General features: G+C 60.4%; 19 protein-coding genes. 10 read left to right on the top strand and 9 right to left on the bottom strand.

Annotation, left to right across the window (positions count from 1 at the left end; translation table 11 throughout):
* Window positions 1–63: 63 nt before the first annotated feature.
* The 4 genes from AC1D06_RS15220 (at window position 64) to leuA (ending at window position 5008) form a co-directional block, all read left to right on the top strand.
* Window positions 64–654, top strand: a complete 591-nt coding sequence (locus tag AC1D06_RS15220; RefSeq protein ID WP_477875554.1) for an ATP-dependent Clp protease proteolytic subunit — start codon at window positions 64–66, stop codon at window positions 652–654.
* 152 nt (window positions 655–806) lie between these two features.
* Entirely contained in the window at window positions 807–1709 is a 903-nt protein-coding gene (locus AC1D06_RS15215) for an alpha/beta hydrolase family protein (protein ID WP_477986852.1), read from the top strand.
* 56 nt (window positions 1710–1765) lie between these two features.
* Window positions 1766–2950: a benzoate/H(+) symporter BenE family transporter gene (locus AC1D06_RS15210; RefSeq protein ID WP_477986851.1), complete on the top strand. Its 1185-nt coding sequence runs from the start codon at window positions 1766–1768 to the stop codon at window positions 2948–2950.
* A gap of 339 nt (window positions 2951–3289) precedes the next feature.
* The gene (gene leuA / locus AC1D06_RS15205) at window positions 3290–5008 is read left to right on the top strand and encodes a 2-isopropylmalate synthase (protein ID WP_477875557.1); all 1719 of its coding nucleotides are present in this window, start codon (window positions 3290–3292) and stop codon (window positions 5006–5008) included.
* A 250-nt stretch (window positions 5009–5258) separates the two neighbouring features.
* Here leuA and AC1D06_RS15200 read toward each other — a convergent pair whose 3' ends face one another.
* From AC1D06_RS15200 to AC1D06_RS15180, 5 genes are all read right to left on the bottom strand, one after another.
* Window positions 5259–6158, bottom strand: coding sequence for a CHAD domain-containing protein (locus AC1D06_RS15200; protein ID WP_477875558.1), 900 nt, complete (start codon window positions 6156–6158; stop codon window positions 5259–5261).
* Window positions 6148–6636 carry a CYTH domain-containing protein gene (locus tag AC1D06_RS15195; RefSeq protein WP_477875559.1) on the bottom strand — a complete coding sequence of 163 codons (489 nt, stop codon included), beginning with the start codon at window positions 6634–6636 and terminating at the stop codon, window positions 6148–6150. Before AC1D06_RS15195 ends, AC1D06_RS15200 begins: the two co-directional genes overlap by 11 nt.
* A 159-nt stretch (window positions 6637–6795) precedes the next feature.
* The gene (locus AC1D06_RS15190; protein ID WP_477875560.1) at window positions 6796–7692 is read right to left on the bottom strand and encodes an anti-sigma factor family protein; all 897 of its coding nucleotides are present in this window, start codon (window positions 7690–7692) and stop codon (window positions 6796–6798) included.
* Between the two features lie 3 nt (window positions 7693–7695).
* Window positions 7696–8214, bottom strand: a complete 519-nt coding sequence (locus AC1D06_RS15185) for an RNA polymerase sigma factor (protein ID WP_477875561.1) — start codon at window positions 8212–8214, stop codon at window positions 7696–7698.
* Between the two features lie 220 nt (window positions 8215–8434).
* The gene (locus AC1D06_RS15180) at window positions 8435–9016 is read right to left on the bottom strand and encodes a tetratricopeptide repeat protein (RefSeq protein WP_477986850.1); all 582 of its coding nucleotides are present in this window, start codon (window positions 9014–9016) and stop codon (window positions 8435–8437) included.
* 211 nt (window positions 9017–9227) lie between these two features.
* Here AC1D06_RS15180 and AC1D06_RS15175 point away from each other — a divergent pair, with 211 nt between their 5' ends.
* The 4 genes from AC1D06_RS15175 to AC1D06_RS15160 are packed head-to-tail and all read left to right on the top strand — an operon-like array spanning window position 9228 to window position 12881.
* Window positions 9228–9881: a CerR family C-terminal domain-containing protein gene (locus AC1D06_RS15175; protein WP_477875563.1), complete on the top strand. Its 654-nt coding sequence runs from the start codon at window positions 9228–9230 to the stop codon at window positions 9879–9881.
* The gene (locus tag AC1D06_RS15170; RefSeq protein ID WP_477875564.1) at window positions 9881–10834 is read left to right on the top strand and encodes an HlyD family secretion protein; all 954 of its coding nucleotides are present in this window, start codon (window positions 9881–9883) and stop codon (window positions 10832–10834) included. Before AC1D06_RS15175 ends, AC1D06_RS15170 begins: the two co-directional genes overlap by 1 nt.
* Window positions 10831–11748: an ABC transporter ATP-binding protein gene (locus AC1D06_RS15165; protein WP_477986849.1), complete on the top strand. Its 918-nt coding sequence runs from the start codon at window positions 10831–10833 to the stop codon at window positions 11746–11748. Before AC1D06_RS15170 ends, AC1D06_RS15165 begins: the two co-directional genes overlap by 4 nt.
* Window positions 11745–12881, top strand: coding sequence for an ABC transporter permease (locus tag AC1D06_RS15160; RefSeq protein ID WP_477986848.1), 1137 nt, complete (start codon window positions 11745–11747; stop codon window positions 12879–12881). The genes AC1D06_RS15165 and AC1D06_RS15160 overlap by 4 nt, the downstream gene beginning before the upstream one ends.
* A 71-nt stretch (window positions 12882–12952) precedes the next feature.
* Here the strand turns inward: AC1D06_RS15160 and AC1D06_RS15155 are convergent, their stop codons facing one another.
* A complete protein-coding gene (locus AC1D06_RS15155; protein ID WP_477875567.1) occupies window positions 12953–13981 on the bottom strand; it encodes a metallophosphoesterase family protein in 1029 nt (342 codons plus the stop codon).
* Window positions 13982–14025: 44 nt separating this feature from the next.
* Here AC1D06_RS15155 and AC1D06_RS15150 point away from each other — a divergent pair, with 44 nt between their 5' ends.
* Window positions 14026–14517 carry an NUDIX domain-containing protein gene (locus AC1D06_RS15150; RefSeq protein ID WP_477986847.1) on the top strand — a complete coding sequence of 164 codons (492 nt, stop codon included), beginning with the start codon at window positions 14026–14028 and terminating at the stop codon, window positions 14515–14517.
* A 51-nt stretch (window positions 14518–14568) separates the two neighbouring features.
* Here AC1D06_RS15150 and AC1D06_RS15145 read toward each other — a convergent pair whose 3' ends face one another.
* Together AC1D06_RS15145 and AC1D06_RS15140 are read right to left on the bottom strand one after the other, a co-directional pair.
* On the bottom strand, window positions 14569–16266 hold the full coding sequence (locus AC1D06_RS15145; protein WP_477986896.1) for a methyl-accepting chemotaxis protein: 1698 nt from the start codon (window positions 16264–16266) through the stop codon (window positions 14569–14571).
* Window positions 16267–16471: 205 nt separating this feature from the next.
* Window positions 16472–17425: a glutathione S-transferase family protein gene (locus tag AC1D06_RS15140; RefSeq protein ID WP_477986846.1), complete on the bottom strand. Its 954-nt coding sequence runs from the start codon at window positions 17423–17425 to the stop codon at window positions 16472–16474.
* A gap of 248 nt (window positions 17426–17673) precedes the next feature.
* Between AC1D06_RS15140 and AC1D06_RS15135 the strand changes: the two genes are divergently transcribed.
* Entirely contained in the window at window positions 17674–18228 is a 555-nt protein-coding gene (locus tag AC1D06_RS15135) for a GNAT family N-acetyltransferase (RefSeq protein ID WP_477986845.1), read from the top strand.
* A 46-nt stretch (window positions 18229–18274) separates the two neighbouring features.
* Here the strand turns inward: AC1D06_RS15135 and AC1D06_RS15130 are convergent, their stop codons facing one another.
* Window positions 18275–20344: a hypothetical protein gene (locus AC1D06_RS15130; protein WP_477986844.1), complete on the bottom strand. Its 2070-nt coding sequence runs from the start codon at window positions 20342–20344 to the stop codon at window positions 18275–18277.
* Window position 20345 lies beyond the last annotated feature (1 nt).

Raw genomic sequence — 20345 nt, 5'->3', positions numbered from 1 at the left:
CATTGTTTTTCAATGCGAGTCGCCCTATTTCAGGGCTCAAGGTTTTGTACTCTGGAGACGTGGATGAACGACGACGAAGACGACGACAAGGAGAAGAAGAGCGAGGCTCCGTTGGGCAAGGACATCGAGTCCAACCTGTTCAAGTCGCGTTCGATTTTCATTTATGGCGGCATCACGCAGGAACTGGCGCATCGCGTATGCGCGCAGCTGATGGCGTTTGCTGCGGCCAGCGAGGACGATATTCGCGTCTTCGTGAACTCGCCCGGCGGTCATGTGGAATCGGGTGATTCCATCCATGACATGATCAAGTTCATCAAGCCGAAGGTCTGGATGATCGGCACCGGCTGGGTCGCTTCCGCCGGCGCGCTCATCTATGTCAGCGTGCCGAAGGAACAGCGTCTCTGCCTGCCCAATACCCGCTTCCTGCTGCACCAACCGTCCGGCGGCACGCGCGGCATGGCATCGGACATCGAGATTCAGGCGCGCGAGATCATCCGCATGAACGAGCGCCTCAACAAGATCTTCGCGGCAGCCACCGGCCAGGCGGTCGAAAAGATCGCCAAGGACACGGATCGCGACTACTGGCTCTCCGCCGAAGAGGCGAAGGACTATGGCTTGGTATCGCGCATCATTTCCTCGCAGGCCGATATCTGATCGACAAAAAATGATCTGCAAACAATGCCTCCGGAACATTCCGGAGGCATTTTTGTTGGGCGCCAATCTCTCGATAATTTCCGCAATTGCCTTGTAACTAATTGAAATTGCCCCTAGCATCCGCGCGATTTTGAAGCGTACTGGAGAATGCAATGATTGAAGCGGTCAAGCGGCTAGCGGGTGGATGGCGGGGAATCGCGTACGCCGCGTTTGCGGCAGGCGTGATCATCGCGGCCCCGGCGCTTGCCGATGCAGGCGAGACATCGCTGACGCTCGACGGCGGTATTTCGGCGACGCTTTATATTCCCGACCAGAGCGGCCCGGTTCCGGCGGTGCTGATGCTGCATGGTTTTGCCAGCAGCAAGGATGAAGTCGGCAATTTGTATGCGCGCGAGGCCAAGGCCCTGGCCGAAAAGGGCATAGCCTCGCTGCGGATCGATTTCGCGGGCTTCGGCAAGAGTGCGGGCGATCCCGGCAATATGACTGTTGACAGCGAGCTCGACAATGCCAAGGCGGCGCTCGAGGCGCTCAAGAAGACCGACGGCATCGATCCGAAGCGCATCGGCGTGCTTGGTTTCAGCTTCGGCGGCGGCATTGCCACGCTGCTTGCCTCCGATGACAATAGCAACGTGAAGTCTCTGGTGACCTGGTCCTCCGTTGGTGATTTCCAGAACGACTTCGTCAACTTGCTTGGCCAGAAGGCCTTTGATCGCGCCAAGGAAGACGGCGTTGTCGGCCTCGATCTCGGTTGGCGCACGATCGCGCTGAAGCAGGCCTTTTTCGACAGCCTTGCCAAGTACAAGATCGACGATGCCGTCGCGTCCTATTCAGGGGCCTATCTGACGATCGCCGGCTCCAAGGATTTTTCGGCCGGCTATACCGATCGCTTCGTCGGCCTGTCCAAGAGCCAGACGAAGGATGCCTTTATCGTCCAGGACGCCGACCATATCTTCAACGTCCTCGACAAGGACTCGAACGCACTCAACAAAGATCAGACGGATGCCAGCAACGTGATCAAGAAAACCGCCGAATGGTTCGCAAACACGCTGCAATAGCCGTCTGATATTGGCTTCCCGCCCGCGCGGCCCCCGCGCATTCCCGGACAAAAGACATGCTGAAGGACCTTTCGCCGCAGAGCGCTCTCATGGGCATGCTCATCGCCTTTGTCGGCTTTTCCTCCTCCTTTGCTGTCGTCCTGCAGGGCCTCAAGGCAACCGGCGCCACTGACCAGGAGGCGGCATCGGGGCTGATGGCCCTGTCGGTGGCGATGGGCGCATGCGGCATCATCCTGTCGGTCTGGAAGCGGATGCCTATCTCGATCGCCTGGTCGACGCCGGGCGCCGCCTTTCKTGCCTCCGTCGGCATGGTCAAAGGCGGCTTCCCCGTGGTCGTCGGCGCTTTCGTCATCTCGTCGCTGCTCATCATCATTGCCGGTCTGTTCCGGCCTTTGAGCCGTGCGGTGTCGGCGATCCCGCCAGCGCTTGCCAATGCCATGCTTGCTGGCGTGCTGGTCACGCTCTGCCTGGCGCCGGTCAAGGCTGTCGCCTTCAATCCGTGGCTTGGTTTACCGATCGTCATCGCCTTCTTCGTCACCGCTGCGATCAATCGCCTGTTTGCCGTGCCGGTCGCGCTGGCCGTCTTCGTGCTGGTGCTGATCTTCGGCATTCATATCGATCCGGCAGCGCTGGCCCACATTGGCGATTCTCTGATGCCGCGGCCAATCTTCGTGATGCCGGAATTCTCGTTCGCGGCGCTGATATCGGTGGCGTTTCCGCTGTTCCTGATCACCATGGCGTCGCAGAACATACCCGGGATTACTGTGCTGAAGGTCAATGGCTATGAGCCGGGACCCGGGCTGCTCTTCACGGCCACCGGCATATTCTCGCTTCTGGCTGCGCCATTTGGCGCTCACGCCGTCAATCTCGCGGCGATCACGGCGGCGATGTGTGCCGGCGAGGATGCGCATCGTGATCCGCGCCGGCGCTATTGGGCCGGGATCATCAGCGGCATTTTCTATGTTGTCCTCGGCCTTCTTGCGGGCGCCGTTACCGCTGCCGTGGCGCTGGCGCCGGCGGTCCTGATCGAGTCCGTCGCCGGCCTGGCGCTGATCGGCGCCTTTTCGGCTTCAGTCACATCGGCATTCAAGGAAGCTGAAACGCGCGAGGCGGCAGCCGTCACGTTCATCGTCACGGTCTCGGGCCAGGCCTTCGGCGGCATTTCCGGTGCATTCTGGGGATTGTTGGCGGGCGGGGCGGTGATGACGCTGACGGGCTATGCACGCCGATGGAAACGCTAAGAATTTCCAACGCCTGCGCTGTTGCCGCACTTGCCTTTGCCGGCGCCTCTGGTTTATACAGCCAAGCATGAGACAGACGGCCAAACACGCAAATCACTTCGGCCCGCAGGCGCATTCCGCCTCTGCGGCGCAGTTGCGTGCGCCAAACTCGCTTCTTCTCCTCGGCCTTATCCGCGGTTGCCGGGTCCACTGAGGAGCGCCCGGCGGCCGGAAAGCCGTTCGGCGCAACGCTCCTCGTCCAACCCGATATCTCAATTTCATCGGCTGTCCCTTTTTCTGTCGTCAAACGGATCGAAAGACAGTATCAGCGGAGCCGAGCGCCCGAAGGTGAATAACGACATGATTATGCAGACCCATTCCGTCAAGGACGGCATGCCAGACGCCGCCGTCAAGTACCAGCCCTATGGCCAGATCGCCTTGCCGGACCGGACCTGGCCATCCAAGACCATCGCCACCGCACCCGTCTGGTGCTCCGTCGACCTGCGCGACGGCAACCAGGCGTTGATCGATCCGATGGGCCATGATCGCAAGGAGCGGATGTTCAAGCTGTTGCTCGACATGGGCTTCAAGGAGATCGAGATCGGCTTCCCCTCGGCCTCGCAGACCGATTTCGACTTCGCCCGCTGGTGCGTGGAGCAGGGTGGCGTGCCGCAGGATGTGTCGCTGCAGGTATTGGTGCAGTGCCGCCCGGAACTGATCAGCCGTACCTTCGAAGCGCTCGAGGGTGCCCATAGGCCGATCGTGCATTTCTACAATTCGACTTCGGAATTGCAGCGGCGCGTCGTGTTCGCCAAGGATGTGCCTGGCATCAAGCAGATCGCCGTCGACGCGGCGAAGATGATCACCGACATGGCGGCGAAGGCCGCCAATAAGGATATGGGCGGCTTCCGCTTCGAATATTCGCCCGAGAGCTTTACCGGCACCGAACTGGATGTGGCGCTGGACATCTGCAACGCCGTCATCGCCGAGGTGAAGCCGACACCGGACAACAAGCTGATCGTCAACCTGCCGTCGACGGTGGAGATGGCGACGCCGAACATCTATGCCGACCAGATCGAATGGATGTGCCGGCAGCTCGACAATCGCGAAAACCTGATCATTTCGCTGCATCCGCACAACGACCGCGGCACCGCGATCGCGGCGACCGAATTGGCGTTGATGGCCGGTGCGGATCGCGTCGAGGGCACGCTGTTCGGCAATGGCGAGCGTACCGGCAATGTCGACATCGTCACGCTGGCGCTCAATATGTATACGCAGGGCGTCGATCCGAAGTTGGATTGCTCGAATATCGAGCGCATTCGCGACGTGTTCGAATATTCCAACCAGATGAAGATACCGGAGCGCCACCCTTACGTCGGTGAACTGGTCTATACGGCGTTTTCCGGCTCGCATCAGGATGCGATCAACAAGGGCATGAAGGCGCTGAAAGTGGCCAACAAGCCGCTCTGGGAAGTGCCCTATCTGCCGATCGACCCGCAGGATGTCGGCCGTACCTATGAGGCGATCATCCGCATCAATTCGCAGTCCGGCAAGGGTGGTATCGCCTATATCATGCAGGAAGATTACGGCATCAACCTGCCGCGCAACCTGCAGATCGAATTCCGCGACGACATCCAGCGGATCACCGACGAGCAGGGCAAGGAAATGCCCTCCAAGGCTATCCACGCCCGCTTCGTCGAACGCTATGTCGACCAGCCGAACGGCCGGTTCGAATTCATCGACCATGCGACTTATCCGGATGTCGATCATCGCGGCGTGCGGGTTCTCGCCGCCGAAATCCTCGATCATGGTGAGAAGAAGCGGATCGAAGGCAAGGGAACCGGCCCGATCGACGGCTTCGTGAACGCGATGTCGATCTATCTCGACGCCGATATTTCGGTGAACGACTATTCCGAGCATTCGCTGCAGCATGGCTCGAACGCCGCTGCGATCGCCTATGTCGAGATGAATACGCCGAAAGGAAAGCTCTTCGGGGTTGGCATCAACACCAACATCGTTGCGGCATCGCTTGAGGCGATCATTTCGGCGATCAACCGGATGATCGAAGAGGGGAAATAGGGCGTTTGGTCTTTGGAAAGAGCGACGCTCTGTGGAGTGCTGGGCTACCCCCCTCTGCCCTGCCGGGCATCTCCCCCTCAAGGGGGGAGATTGGATGCGGCACCCGCTCGACTCATCATCGGCGGCGCATGCCTGTCACTCAACATCGATTTGAGGCGAGGAGCGCGCCTCTGGCCAATCTCCCCCCTTGAGGGGGAGATGCCCGGCAGGGCAGAGGGGTACCCCGGACCACCAGCCGCATCCCGCGACCTCAGCTCCGATTCCGAATCAGCAGCGAGACAATCTCCGCCTCGCGCTTCGGCTTTTCATTGAAAATCTCCGCCCCGTCGGCGCGCGCGCGGGCCTGCAACTTCTGCCGTTGGGCTTCAATCGTCTGCAGCACGCGTTGCCGGTCCGTCGCGCCGAGGCCTTCCTGCTGGTCGATATGAACAGTCAGCATGGCGAGGTCGTGCTCATGGCCGAGCAGGTCGACCAGCGCTTTTGCCTGGCGCTGGATCGAGAGCATGCCTGACGACCAGGCTGAGCGGAGCAGGGTGGCCTGCATAAAGCGGTCCTGGCTGCGCTTGCGCAATTCGTGAAAAGGCTCGTCCCCGTCGGTCTGGTCACAGGCTTCGAGTGCCGCAACAGCGCGCTTTGCGGTCTTTCGCCAGCCTTGGGCGATGCAGGCAACCGCATGCTTGCGCAAGTCCGGTAGTTCGAAATCCCGGACCGCGCCCGCGGCCTCGCCAAGGGACTCGACGGCTTCCATGACCGTCCTGCGAATCTGGTGTTCGTCATCGGCGATGGTGTCGCGGCGCTCGAGCAACAGTTTTTCGAGCCGGCGGATTGTAGCCTTGGCCGGCTTTTCCGTGATCTCGCTTTCCAGATATTCGGTGGTTTCGACCAATGCGGCGCTGTCGCGGAAATGCGACAGGCTGCGGCTGATGTCGCGCAGGCGGTCGTTTTCGGCGGCGGCGGTGTCGGGGAAGCCAACTGCCACGAGCCGGTAGAGCGCGCGCAGTCGCTTGATATTCTTGCGGGCGTCGTGGATCGCTTCGTGCGGACCGTCGGGCTGCTTTTCCAGGAGTTCCGAGGCGTCCGCCAGAAGCTCGGAGGCGATGCGCCGAACCTCGTCACCAAGCGGCCGGTCGAAGTCGATCCTATAGGGCATCGCGCCAATTCTCTCCGAGGCTGCCCTGGGCGAGCGCCTGGTTGGAAAACCGCTTGTCGCCGGTCAATTCGCGGCCAAGCCATTCGGGAAGCTCGGGTTTTTCGTCTTCGCTCTTCATCTCGACTTCGGCGACGACCAGACCATCGAGAAGGCCTTCATAGACGTCGATTTCCCAGATGTAGTTGCCACGCGGCACGTCATAGCGGGTCTTGGCGATCGTTTTACCGTTGGCGAGCGACAGCAATTCCTCCCCATCGGAGACCGGCACCTGGTACTCGAATTCATGGCGAGACATGCTGCTGCCGCTGATGCCGACCTTGATCGTCACGGTGGCGTGCTGGCCATCGACGACCCGGACACGCAGGGTACGCTCTGCCTCGGAAAACACGATTGCCTGGCGAAAGCGCCTGCCAGGTGCGGCTTCCCCGCGCCAGCCATCGCCGGCGACGAGAAACTTTCGCTCGATTTCTTTCGGCATGCAAAGGCGCTCCATGTCTTCCTCATGGCCTTGGCGGGTAACACGAACCAATGTCACAAAAAACCCTGGGCACAGGTAATTCTTGTCATAAAACCGTAATGTATAACATAAAAGGCCGGAGCTGAGCCCCGGCCTTTGGCGAACTGAGAAGGTTTTTGCTCAGAGTGCTGCGGATGCCTTGTCTGCTACGGCTTTCAGCGCATTGTCGCCATTCGGACCAGCAACGATCCAGGCCGTATCGCCCTTGGCGCCGGACAGATATTGATTCGCGCCTTGCGAGGTCTCGCCCTTGGTGACAGTGCCCTTGGTGAAATAGAGCCCCACCACTTCACCCTTGGCGTCCTTGTAATACAGCGCGCCTGCCGGATTGCCGTCGACAGCGACCAGCCGGCCGCCCTGGAATGTCAGTCCGTCGGCACTCAGGTCCGGAATGTTGAAGATCACGCCGGTGCTGGAGGCGAGCCAAACTTTCAAGTCCTTTGTCTGTGCGGCGGAAAATTCACCCAGCCGGGTCGTTTCCCGGGAATAGACATCATGCACACCGGCGACAGAGGCGATCGCAATGGCCGGCAGCGAAATCGGCGCCGGCGTATCGAAACTGAGCTTCAGCTCGCGCGTCTTGCCGGTTTTGCCCACATTCGCGTCGAGCGATGTGGTAATCTCCATGTTCGGCTGGGCGGCGCTTTTCAGGCCGATGAAATAACCGGAATAGCCGCCGGAAAGCAGCAGTACAGCCGAGGCTGCAATCGCCTGCGGAATGAAGCGGAAGAACGAAACCGTGTTGTTGTTGGCCGCGGAGGGGCTGCCGCCGCTGCTCGACCTGGCTGGCGTCGCCTTGATGGTGCGCACGAGATTGAGCGGCACCGGCTCCCTGAGCATCTCGGCAAAGGCCTGATTGCCGAGCTCCGAGCCGGCGTTCAGAAGATCGAGGAGCTCGCGGGCATGCGGATCGGTGGCGAGGATCGTTTCGATCTCACGCTTGTCTTCTTCACTCACCTGTCCGTCGATATAGGCCGACAGCCGCACTTCAAGCGGCAACTCCTTGAAATTCTCCATCTTTCATGCCCTCGCTTCACGTGTGCCATTGATCATGGCGGCCAGTTTCAACCGGGCAGTCGACAGTCTGCTCATCACAGTGCCAATTGGAATATTGAGGATTTCGGCTGCTTCCTTGTAAGAGTGGCCTTCAACGTTGACGAGAAGAAACACGGAGGACAAACCCTCCGGCATGGATAGAATCATCTTGTGGAGTTGCGTGGCGTAGATCGCCTTTTCAGCGCTGGCTTCGACGATAAGCTCATCCTGTTCGCTTGCATCGACGGTGCCACCGCCTGTACGCACTTTCCTCTTCCTGACTTCATCAACCCACAAATTTCGCGTCATCGCATAGATCCAGCTCTCCAGGCGCCCTTCCCCGTTCCAAAGGTGGCTTCTGGTGATTGCCCGTTCACATGCTTCCTGCACCAGATCATCTGCATCCGATGCATTACGCGTGAGTGTCATCGCAAAGCGCCTCAGCTTTGGCAGTAAGATCACCAATTCGCGGCTTATCTGATCTGCCTTGGCTTGGTTACTCATGACCCTCACTGCAAGTATGACGTCGTTGCTTCTGGCTTTATTCGATTTGTGGATTCAAAAATTTGGGCCCGCGAAAATCGAGTCTAAGGCCCAAAACGCGGCAAAGGTATGAAACATTTTGATAGTCGTTCGCAAGTGATTAACAACAAATGGGCGCGAAAGCTCGCGCCCATCGTTAAATTGTTGTGATTTTCCCACAGCCTGGGCAGATGCCTAGCGCTTAGTAGGTGACCTTGCGCTTCAGCGCATCGTAAAGCGCCTGGTAGGCATAGGTGTCCTTGCCGCCGCGGTCGCGGATTTCGATCAGCTGGGCGCGCGCTTCCTCGATCTTGCCCTGCATGATCAGGCCCTGGCCCATATAGGAGCGCGCCAGGATATAGTTGCCGTCGATGGCGATCGCCTTCTTGTAATAGGTCATGGCGAGGTCGACGCGGCCGGCCTTGCGGTTGGCATAGCCCCGGTAGTTGAGGATGCGCGGATCGTTCTGGTTCTTGGCCGCGTCGAGCACGATCAGCGCGTCCTCATAGCGGCCGGCATAGGCCAGATCACGGGCGATTTCGTAGAGCTGCGTATCGTTCATGCTGCTCTTGTCGGCCTTGACGCACTTCTTCTTGCTTTCGGAATAGACCATGCCGTKCTTGCACTTGGCCATGGTCTTGTCCGCTTTGCCGCCCGAATCGGATGAGCTGGAGGAACTGCCAGGACTGTTGCCGCCCGCGGCAAAGGCGGAGGCGCCGAACGAGAGCGCGAGGGCTGAGACCGCTGCGATCATGGTCATTCTCTTGATATTCTGTACGGTCATTGCGGTGTTTCCTTTCTGCTGGGTTCTAGGCGGTGCTGCAGGTTGATCGGACATGAGTGCGATCTTCCGGAAGATAGAGCGCAGAGTTGACTGAATCCCGTTTGTTCGCAACTGACAAGTTCGTGACTGCCGACCACTTGTAAGTGATTGAAGACTCAATGTTGCATATAATTAATCAATCGATTAAACTTCTGATGTCATGGAGGCAGGAATGGAGAAACCCTTGTCCGGCGCGGAAGTCACGCGCGTCACCCTGGTGGAATCGGCCATACGCCTGTTCGGCGAAAGAGGTTATGATGCGGTTTCGACGCGAGATATCGCCGATCTGGCCGCCGCCAATATCGGCTCGATCGCCTATCATTTCGGCGGAAAGCCGGGCTTGCGCCGGGCCTGTGCTGAATATGTGATCGCCAATGTCCGGGGCACGCTCGGTGCCTCTTTCCTCAAGCCGACGGAAAAGATGTCGCCGGCGGATGCCCTCGCATGCATGGAGCATTCGATGGGCGCCTTTTGCCATTTCTGGCTTGCCAGTCCGGAAAGCCAGCACTTCGTCAACTTCATGCTGCGTGAGCTGCTCGATCCGGGCGAAGTGTCGGAACTGCTCTATGCCAATTGGATGAAGCCCATGCACATGCGCTTCTGTCTGCTCTTCGGTCTGGCGACGGGGCGGGATCCGTGTTCGGAAGAGGTCAAGATCGCGGTGTTTTCCTGCGTCGGCCAGGTGTTCCATTTCCGTGTCGCCAAGCCGCTGGTCATGCGTCGGCTCGACTGGGATGTGATGGGGGCGGAGGAGACCGAGCGGCTGTGCAGGCGGTTGGTCATGCATGTTGGGGGGCTGGTGGCCGCCTATAAGGGAGGTGCATGATGGATTTTCTCTGTAGCCTGCCTGTTATCGCAGGGCTTTTCAGCCACTGTGCTCCGCCGCTGCCACTCGCAACCGGCTATGTCGAGGGTGAATATGTGCTGGTGGCGCCGGTCGAGACCGGGCGGATCGTCCGGCTGCTGAAGAAACGCGGCGACCGGGTCGCCAAGGGCGAACTGCTGGTGCAGATGGAGGATGACGATGCGCTCATCGCGGTGCGCCAGGCGGAAGGTGCGCTCGACCAGGCCAAGGCCCAGCTCGCCAATCTCAAGGAGGGCAAGCGGCCGGAGGAACTGGCGGTGATCGAGGCATCGCTGCAATCGGCCGAAGCGCAGCAGGCGGAGGCGCAGCGCGTGTTCAATCGTGAGAGCGCGCTGGCCAAGCGAGGGATCAACGCCACGGCGGTACTCGATCAAGCAACGAGCGCCCTGCAACAGGCCGATGCGCTGGTCAATCAGACCTCGGCCAATCTCGCCGTGGCGCGGCTGCCGGCGCGGCCGATGGAGATCGAAGCGGCTGAGGCACAGGTGAAGCAGGCCGAACAGCAGCTCGCCGATGCCCATTGGCGGTTCGACCACAGGCGGTTGACACTGCCTTCCAACGGGGTCGTCGACGACATCATAAGGCGGGAAGGGGAGGTGGCAGGGCCATCGCAGCCGGTGATTTCGGTTCTGCCCGACGGGGCGGTGAAGATCAGGCTTTATGCCGGAGAACAATATATGTCCGGGCTGAAGCTCGGTTCGGAGCTTGCCATCCGCTGCGATGGCTGCGGCCGCGATCTCAGGGCACGGATCTCCTATGTGTCCGATAGCCCCGAATTCACCCCGCCGGTGATCTATTCGCTGGAGAATCGCCAAAAGCTCGTTTTTCTCATCGAGGCGAGGCCAGAGCACAACGAGCCGCAGCTGAAGCCGGGGCAGATCGTCGACGCCGTTCTGTCGGGCAGGGCAAAGTGAACGCGATCGAGGTCCATGACCTGGTCAAGCGATACGGTGACAAGACCGTGGTCGACCATGTGTCGATGACGGTACCGACGGGCGAGATCGTCGGTTTCCTCGGGCCGAACGGTTCCGGCAAGACGACGACGATCCGGATGATGTGCGGTCTTCTCACCCCGGACGAGGGCTCCGGCACGGTGCTCGGCCTCGATCTGGCGCGCGAAAGCCTGAAGATCAAGCGCCAGGTCGGTTACATGACGCAGAAATTCTCTTTCTACGAAGACCTGTCGATCGAGGAGAACCTGATGTTCGTCGCACGGCTCTATGGGCTCAGTCCATTGCGCGACCGCGTGGGGCAGACGCTCGAAGACCTCGGGCTGGCAAGCCGCAAGGACCAGTTGGCAGGAAAACTTTCCGGCGGCTGGAAGCAGCGGCTGGCGCTCGCTGCCTGCATCATGCACGCGCCGAAACTGCTGCTGCTCGACGAGCCGACCGCGGGCGTCGACCCCAAGGCGCGGCGCGAGTTCTGGGACGAGATCCACAGGCTGGCGGCGCATGGCATGACTGTGCTCGTCTCAACCCATTACATGGACGAGGCGGAGCGTTGCCACCGCATCCACTATATTTTCTATGGCAAGCTGCTCGCGAGCGGCACGGTGGCGGACGTGGTGAAGAATGCTGGCCTGCATACCTATGTGCTCGCGGGCCAGGGCCTCGGCGATTTGGTCGACGAGCTCGGAAAGACACCTGGCATTGACCAGGTGGCGCCTTTCGGCGCCGCGCTGCACGTGGTCGGAAAGGACAAAGATGCGTTGGAGGCGGCACTGGCGCCCTATCGTAGCCGGGAGGGCATCACGGTGTCCGAAGGACAGACTAGCCTCGAGGATGTGTTCATCCAGTTCATGGCCGGCTCGAGGGACAATATGGGATGAACGACATCTTTTCGCTCATCCGGCTGCGCGCGCTGCTGATCAAGGAATTCATCCAGATGCGCCGCGATCGCATCACCTTCGCGATGATGCTAGGCGTGCCGTTGATGCAACTCATTCTGTTCGGCTTTGCCATCAACAATGATCCGAAGGGATTGCCGGCAGCGCTGGTCACGTCATCGTCGGATCATTATGTGCGGGCGATGGTCTCGGCGCTGGAACTGACCGGCTATTATCGCTTCGTCTCCGTCGCGTCGAGCGCCGAGGAGGCCGAGCATCTGATCCAGAGCGGCGCCGTGTCCTTCGTCGTCACCATTCCCTCGGATTTTGCCCGGCGGGTCGATCGGGGCGACCATCCGCAGATCCTGATCGAGGCCGATGCGACCGATCCGTCCGTCGCATCGGGCGCGATCTCGACGCTCTCCACCGTCGCTGCGCAGGCGCTGCTGCGTGAGCAGGGCATGGAGGTCGCTTCGAAGGATGCCGCGGCAAAAGCGCTCGAAGTGGTGGTGCAGCGGCGCTATAATCCCGAAGGCGTTACCCAGTACAATATCGTGCCGGGCCTGCTCGGCGTAATCCTGCAGATGACCATGGTGATGATGACCTCGATGGCGCTGACGCGCGAGATCGAGCGCGGCACGATGGAAAACCTGCTCGCCATGCCTGCCAGCCCGTTCGAGATCATGCTCGGCAAGATCCTGCCCTATCTGACGGTTGGAGCCGTGCAGGTGACGGTGGTGCTGGTCGCGGCAAAACTGTTGTTCCGCATTCCCTTTGTCGGATCGCTCGGCTTGCTGCTGATGGCTGTGTTCGCCTTCGTGCTGGCGCTGGTGCTACTCGGCTACACGATCTCGACGGTCGCGAGCTCGCAGATGCAGGCCATGCAATTGACCTTCTTCTTCTTCCTGCCGTCGATCCTGCTTTCCGGCTTCATGTTTCCGTTCCGCGGCATGCCGGTCTGGGCGCAATGGATCGGCGAGATTTTTCCGCTCACCCATTTCATCCGCATCATTCGCGCCGTGATGCTGAAGGGGGCGGCCTGGGCGGACGTGTCGTTCGAAGTTGGGATCCTGGCAGTGTTCATCCTTGCCTATGCCGGTCTGGCGCTGCTGCGCTTCCGGCGAACGCTGGATTGACGGCGTTTCTGCGGCAGCCTCTCTGGCCATCTCGATTTCAATGGAGAAATCGTCCGGGCGCCGCTTTGACTTTATCTTCTCGTCGCATCCTCGCCGACGATTTGAGGTGCGGAGCGTGCCACTTGCAAATCTTCCCCCTTGAGTGGGAGTTGGTCGCCCCTCGACAAAGGCTCGGGAGGCCACAGAGGGTTGGCGTCGATCGGGCCGAGAAGTTTTTCTTCCTCCACCAGGGCGAAGGACTGGCCGTCCGTCGCCAGCGCATAACGTTCGCGCCTGATCGACCAATCGCCCTTTTCGCCGTCGATACGGAAAAGATTATAGGCGGCCGGCGGCTTATGGCCACCATTGCCCTGGCTGGCGGAGGCGATGCCGACCACGGGTACCCGCGCGCCGCCCGGCGCCGGCAGCCAGTAGAGTGAATTGAGATGGGTGTGCCCGTGCAGCACCAGTTCGGCGCCGCCAAGATGCAGCGCTGCGCCGAAGCGGCGGATGCCGACCATGCGCTTGTAGCTCGCCGTGGCGCCGCGGATCGGCGGATGGTGGATCATCACCACGCGGCAGAGGCCGGCCTCATCCAGTTGCTTCAGCAGTTCAGCGAAGCGCCGCGCCTGGTTGCGGCCGAAATAGCCTGATGCCATGAAGGGCGGGGTCGCCGTTGCCGTCGACAGCCCGATCAGCGCCACCTGTCCGCGAATGCGCAGATAGGGGAAATTATGGCCATCGGCGCGCGGCATGTCCGGCGCCAGCCACGCCTGCCATTGCTCCATGGCTTCGTCGAGGGCTCCCGGCACATAAGCGTCATGATTGCCGGGTACGACCGAGACATCATGTGGCTTCGCAAAGGATTTCAACCACACGCCGGCGCCCTTGATCTCGGTGTCGGTCGCCAGGTTGACGAGGTCGCCGGTGATGGCAAGATGGTCGGGCGCGTGTTTGTGCAGATCGCGCAGAAGCTGGTCGAGCGTGTCGCCGAACAGGTGCTTGCGGCGGTTGCGCTGCCAGTTCATGTAGCCGGTGATGCGCTTGGACATCAGATCGAGAATAGACATATCCGGCAATGGCCCCAGGTGGATGTCGGATATGTGGGCAAGCGTGAACATGCCCGGACCATAGGCGGTCGGGGGACGAGGAGCAAGTGTCAAACATGACCGACGACGTCACCCCGCCCGAGATGAGTGCGCTTCGCTACCGCATCCTGACGCGTGTCGTGCACACAGTCTTCATCTTCATCAAGGGCATGACGATTGGCGTACGCGCGGCCTGTTTTGACGACCAGGGCCGGATCTTTCTCGTCCGCCATTCCTATATTCCCGGCTGGCACATGCCGGGCGGCGGTGTCGAGCGCTATGAGACGGTGCGCCAGGCGCTGGCCAAGGAGCTGAGGGAAGAGGGCAATCTGGAGCTCACTGCGCCGGCCGAACTCATCCATGTCTACTTCAACCGCCGCACATCGAAGCGCGATCACGTGGTCTTCTTCCGCTGCCGGGTGCGTCAAACGGCCCCACGCCTGAGGGACAGGGAGATCGTCGAGAGCGGCTTCTTCGCGCTGGACCAGCTACCCGAGGGCACGACCTCGGCGACACGCAGGCGGCTCAGGGAACTCGCCGGCGAAGCGGAGATCGAGGAGCTCTGGTAATCGGACGGTTGACAACGGGGCGCCAAGTGGTCGCGCCCTGCCGGTTGACAGCTACGAATGGACCACGGATAAGCGCGGCGTGGCACGTCCGTGCGGCCGGTGATCGTGTCCCGTGTCCGTGTTGAATTGGCGGAGCATGTCCAGGAGCTGGCTCATTTCGGCGGCCAAGGAGTCGCTTGCGGCATTGGACTCTTCGACCATGGCGGCATTCTGCTGCGTCACCTGGTCGATGCTGTTGACGGCCTCGTTGATCTCGCGCAGACCCGTGGATTGCTGATGCGAAGCCTCGACGATCGCCTTGACATTGCCGTCGATGCGCGCCACCTGCGAGACGATCTCAGACAGAGCCGCACCGGTTTGATTGACGAGTTTTACGCCGCTGCCGACTTGTTCGGAGGAAACGGTGATCAGCGCCTTGATCTCCTTGGCGGCCTTCGCCGAGCGTTGCGCCAGTTCGCGCACTTCCTGGGCGACGACGGCAAAGCCCTTGCCGGATTCGCCGGCGCGGGCGGCTTCGACACCGGCATTGAGTGCCAAGAGGTTAGTCTGGAAGGCAATCTCATCGATGACGCCGATAATGTTTGAGATTTCCTTCGAGGAATTCTCGATGCGACCCATGGCCTCGATCGCACTTTGCACGACCTCGCCCGATTTCTCCGCCGCCACGCGTGTCGCGCCCACGAGCTGGCCAGCTTCGGCGGCTCGGCTGGAGGAATCCGCTACGGTGGTCGTGACCTGTTCGAGTGCTGCAGCGGTCTCCTCGACCGCAGCGGCCTGCCTTTCGGTGCGCTCGGCGATTGCGCCGGAGCCCTCCTGCAAATGCTGGGCATTGGAGGAAATATTGCCGGCATTGTCCGAGATCGTCCTGACGGTTTCGCGCAGGCGATCGACGGCAAGGTTGAAGTCTGCCCGCGTCTTTTCCATGCTTGGCACGAGTGTGTCCTCGACCCGGGCCGTCAGGTTGCCCTGGGCGACCTCGGCGATCGCCTTGCCGAGCTTGTCGACCGAGGCCATGCGTTCGGTGACGTCGGTGGCGAATTTCACCACTTTCACGACTTTGCCGTTCTCGTCGAGAATAGGGTTGTAGGCTGCCTGGATCCAGACCGGGTTGCCGCTTTTGCCGTAGCGGACGAATTCGTTGGAAAAGAACTCGCCATTGGCAAGCTTCTTCCAGAAATTGCGATATTCCTCGGATTGGGCATAGGCGCGGTCGCAAAACATCGAATGGTGCTTGCCGACGATCTCTTCGAGTCGATAGCCGAGGCCGTCGCAGAAATTCTTGTTGGCGGTGAGGATCGTGCCATCCGGCTGGAATTCGATAACAGCCTGGGAGCGCGATATCGCTTCGAGTTTGCTCGAATCCTCCAGCGCCTGGCGCTTGCTCTCGGTGATGTCGGTGGCGATCTTGATGACCTTCACCGGCTTGCCATGATGGAAGACCGGGTTGTAGGACGCCTCGATCCAGATCGCCCGGCCGCCCCTGGCGAAGCGCTTGTACTGGCAACGGTCGAACCTGCCGGCCTTGAGATTGGCCCAGAATTCCCGGTATTCGGCGCTCTTCGCATAGTCCGGGTCGACGAACATGGAATGGTGCTTGCCGACGATTTCATCGAGCTTGTAGCCGAGCGCGTTACAGAAATTTTCGTTGGCGCCGAGGATGCAGCCATCCATGTCGAAAGTAATCACTGCCTGCGACGCGCTGATCGCCGCCATCTCGCGCTCGGCGCTGCCCCGTCCAAGATTGAATATCCCCATCACCGCTTCCCCTCAGCTGCATGAATCAGCGCATTATAGCCTTAGGGTATGCATTTATTGTTTAATGAAAGTTTCTCAGACAATGCTAATTTATATAATTAGAAATTTAGGGTACTTCAGATTATAAACCTTTGGTTTTGTAGTCGGGCTTCTCAAATAGCGCAGATAAACTGCGCTATTTCTTCTCCGGGCAAGACTGTCAATCCAATTGCTGCAACGGTCCGAGCGGTACGATTCCGTTCGGGTTTATTGTCTTGTGACTTCCGTAATAGTGATGCTTGATATGGTGGAAATTCACCGTATCCCTGACGCCGGGATGGTTGTAGAGATTACGCAAGTATCTGTAGAGATTGGGATAATCAACGATCCGGCGCCGATTGCACTTGAAATGGCCGACATAGACCGGGTCGAAGCGGACAAGCGTGGTGAAGAGCCGCCAGTCGGCTTCCGTGACCCGGTCGCCGAACAGGTATTTCTGCCCGTCCAGGCGTTGTTCAAGCCGGTCCAATGCCGGAAACAAAGCGTCGAAATTCCTCTCATATGCCTCTTGAGTTGTAGCAAAACCGCATTTGTAGACGCCGTTGTTGATCGAATCATAAATATAGGCGTTGAGCTCATCGATTTCGCCACGCAGTTCCTCGGGATAGAAATCGAGATTGCTGCCGGTGATGCCGTCGAAAGCGGAGTTGAACATACGGATGATTTCGGCTGATTCGTTGTTGACGATGGTGTTGGTCTGCTTGTCCCACAGCACCGGCACGGTCACGCGGCCGGAATAATGCGGATCGGCGCGGGTATAGATTTCCGACAGCGCCGAGGCGCCGAACAGATGATCGGGTGTGGCATCTTCCTCCGGTTTGAACACCCAACCCTTTTCCAGCATCAGGAAGTGCACGACCGAGACGGAGATATGGTCCTCCAGGCCCTTGAGCTTGCGGAAGATCAGCGTGCGGTGAGCCCACGGGCAGGCATAGGAGACATAAAGGTGATAGCGGCCGCTTTCGGGCTTGAAGCCGCCGCTGCCGGTCGGTCCGGGCGTCCCGTCCGGGGTGATGAAGTTGCGGAATTGCGAGGCGGCACGGATGAATTGCCCGCCGCTGTCCTTCGTATCGTACCAGGCATCATGCCATATGCCGTCGACCAACAGGCCCATGATCAGTCTCCTTGCGCTTTTTCCGTACATCGCAATCCCCATCGGATTTTGCGATAGCCAAAATGATGAACGCTGCGTTTTGGCTCTTGTTGCGCGGAAACTTTCCTGCTATCGGCCTTTCCACCTTAGCCGAAAGAGTTTTGCAAGGCATGACACTGCTGCGACGACCGCGATGATGTTTTCCCGCCCGCCATTCCGAATGCGCGGCGCGCCATCGCTATCGTTTGTTCAAATGCAGTGTCTTTTCCATGAAGAAGCATGACCTTGTCTACCTGACGGAAGATCCGTCCCATCACGATTCTATCGAGCTCATCAACGAGGAGGCCTTCGGCCCCGGCCGCTTCGCCCGCGCCGCCGCGCGGATTCGTGAGCAAGGACCACATGACATCTCGCTGTCTTTCATCTGCGCCGACCAGGGCGAGACGATCGCATCCGTGCGGATGACGCCTGTCATGGCGGGTGAGGTGAGGGGCCATCTGCTCGGCCCGCTCGCTGTCAGGCCATCGCACAAGAATATGGGTATCGGCCGTGAACTGGTGCGGATCGCGGTCGAGGCGGCGAAGCGCAGAGGTTCCGAGGCCGTGGTGCTGGTCGGCGACCCGCCCTACTATATGCCGCTCGGCTTCGAGAAGGTTACCTATGGAGCGCTGCAATTTCCGGCACCTGTCGATCCGGGCCGGGTGCTGGTGGTGCCAATCGCTGAAGATGCGCATGCCCGGCTCAAGGGCACGATCCATTGGCGGCCTGAGGAGAGGCATGCGGTTGAGGATGTCGAACCCGTCCTGACATTGAAGGCTGGTTGAAATCGACTGCGGAAAGATCAGGCAAACTACCAAAACGGCCGCCTGACTATCGCCCCTCGCGCCACCACGTCGAGCCGAGCGCCAGTCCGAGCAGGCCCAGTCCGAGGAAGCCGGCGAAGAGCGGCAGCGAGGTGACACCCTTCAATGTCGTCTCGTCGGTCATGCGGATGACCATGCGGTCGGGATCATCGATGCGGACCTTGCCATTGACGGTGAGAATCTGCGGGATGGTGACTCCATCAGCGCCATCGTCGAGACGTTTGACGATGCCCTTGTTGGCGGAGGCAAGAGGTTCGAGCTTTTTCGTGGTCGAGACCATTTCGCGGAATTCAGGCGCGTCGACGGCGCCGACATGGACGAGCGTGTTGAGGTCGCCGTCCCTGACCTCGTAGAGCCCATTGAGCGGCGTCTTCAACGTGCCCTTGTAGAGGCCGGGTTCGGAGCGCGACAGCGTCACCTCCACGGTGCTGCCATCCGGCTTCTTCAGGATCGCCTTGGGGACGGAATCGCCCAGCGTCTGGCGGGTGATCTCGATCTCATGGCCGAATGCATGGGCGGTCAGCGCTTCTTCTTCCAGCGCCGGCTCTTTCATCAGCCAATGGGCGATGCGACGATAGAGGTCGATATGCGGCCCGCCACCTTCAAAGCCCCGCGCCCAGAGCCAGCCCTGGTCGGACAGCAGCATGGCGACACGGCCTTCGCCATTGTGGGACAGCACCAGCAACGGGTCCTTGTCGGGCCCGTCCATGATCACATTGCCCTCGGGCGGGTTGACGTCGACGACGCGGAACCAGCGGCCCCAATGCGGCGGCTCGGTCTTTCCACCCTCCAGGCCGCGTGTGACCGGGTGGCGCTGGCCGAGTTCGGAAACGCGCGGATAGAAGGACTTGTTGACCATCTGGCCGGTCGGCATGGCCGGCAGCACGGAAGAAAGCGGCGTATAGGCGATCGATTCAGGTCCGGCATGTTCCGGTCCGGAGACCAGCAGCAGGGCGCCGCCTTCCTTCACATATTGGGCAATGTTGTCGTAATAGAGGATCGGCAGCACGCCGCGATGCTGGTAGCGATCGAAAATGATCAGGTCGAAGTCTTTGATCTTGTCGACGAACAGTTCGCGGGTGGGGAAGGCGATCAGCGACAATTCATTGATCGGGGTGCCGTCCTGCTTTTCCGGCGGGCGGAGAATGGTGAAGTGGACGAGATCGACCGAAGCGTCTGACTTCAGCAGATTGCGCCAGGCGCGCTCGCCGGCATGCGGTTCGCCGGAGACCAGCAGCACGCGCAGGTTCTCGCGGATGCCGTCGATCGTCTGGACGATGCGGTTGTTGATCGGCGTGACCTCGCCGGGGATTTCGTTGACCGCGACTTCGACGATGTTGCTGCCGGCGCGCGGCAGCTTGAAGGTGGCGACGCGATCGACGCCTGGTGTGGCGTCCAGGCGGTTGGTGACTTCGCCGTTGATCCGCACGGTGATCTCGGCCGGATCGTTGCGGCTGGTGCCGTCATCGACCACGCGCAGCGTCATCTGCTGGTCCTGGTTGACCAGACCGAAGCGCGGCGCCTTGACGATCTCGATGCGGCGATCGAATTCGCCGTCCTTGCCGGTGATCAGCGCATGCACGGGCGCGTCGATGCCGTCGAGCTTGTTGTTGGCCGGCAGGTCATGCACCTGGCCGTCGGTGACGGCGATCACCGCGCCGATGCGCGAGGGTGGGACATCTTCGAGTTCGTTGGCGAGATTGGAGAACAGCCGCGTCGAGGGCGTTTCCGAGCCCTCGTCGGCTGCGGCATTGATCACCCGTGTCTCGATGCCGTGGAACCGGCCAAGTGCGGCCCTGAGTGCCTCGACTGCCTTGTCGGTCTGGGCTTTGCGATCACCGACATCCTGGCTCTGGCTGCGATCGGCGGCAATGGCGACGATCGTCGGCAGCGGTTCGCGCTCCTCGTTGACGATCACTGGATTGGCGAGCGCGCCGATGAGCAAAGCAAGCGCTACGGCGCGCAAGATCATGCCGCGTTGGCGGCGATGGAGGCCGAAGCCAATGAAGAGAACGGCGATGACGGCGAGGAGGCCGATCAGGACGGGCTGCAGCAGCGGATTGAAAACCACGCTCATA

It is taken from the genome of Rhizobium sp. P2_G2 (assembly GCF_056403555.1).
The sequence above is the reverse complement of the archived record's forward strand: the minus strand, read 5'-3'. Positions and strand labels throughout refer to the sequence as shown.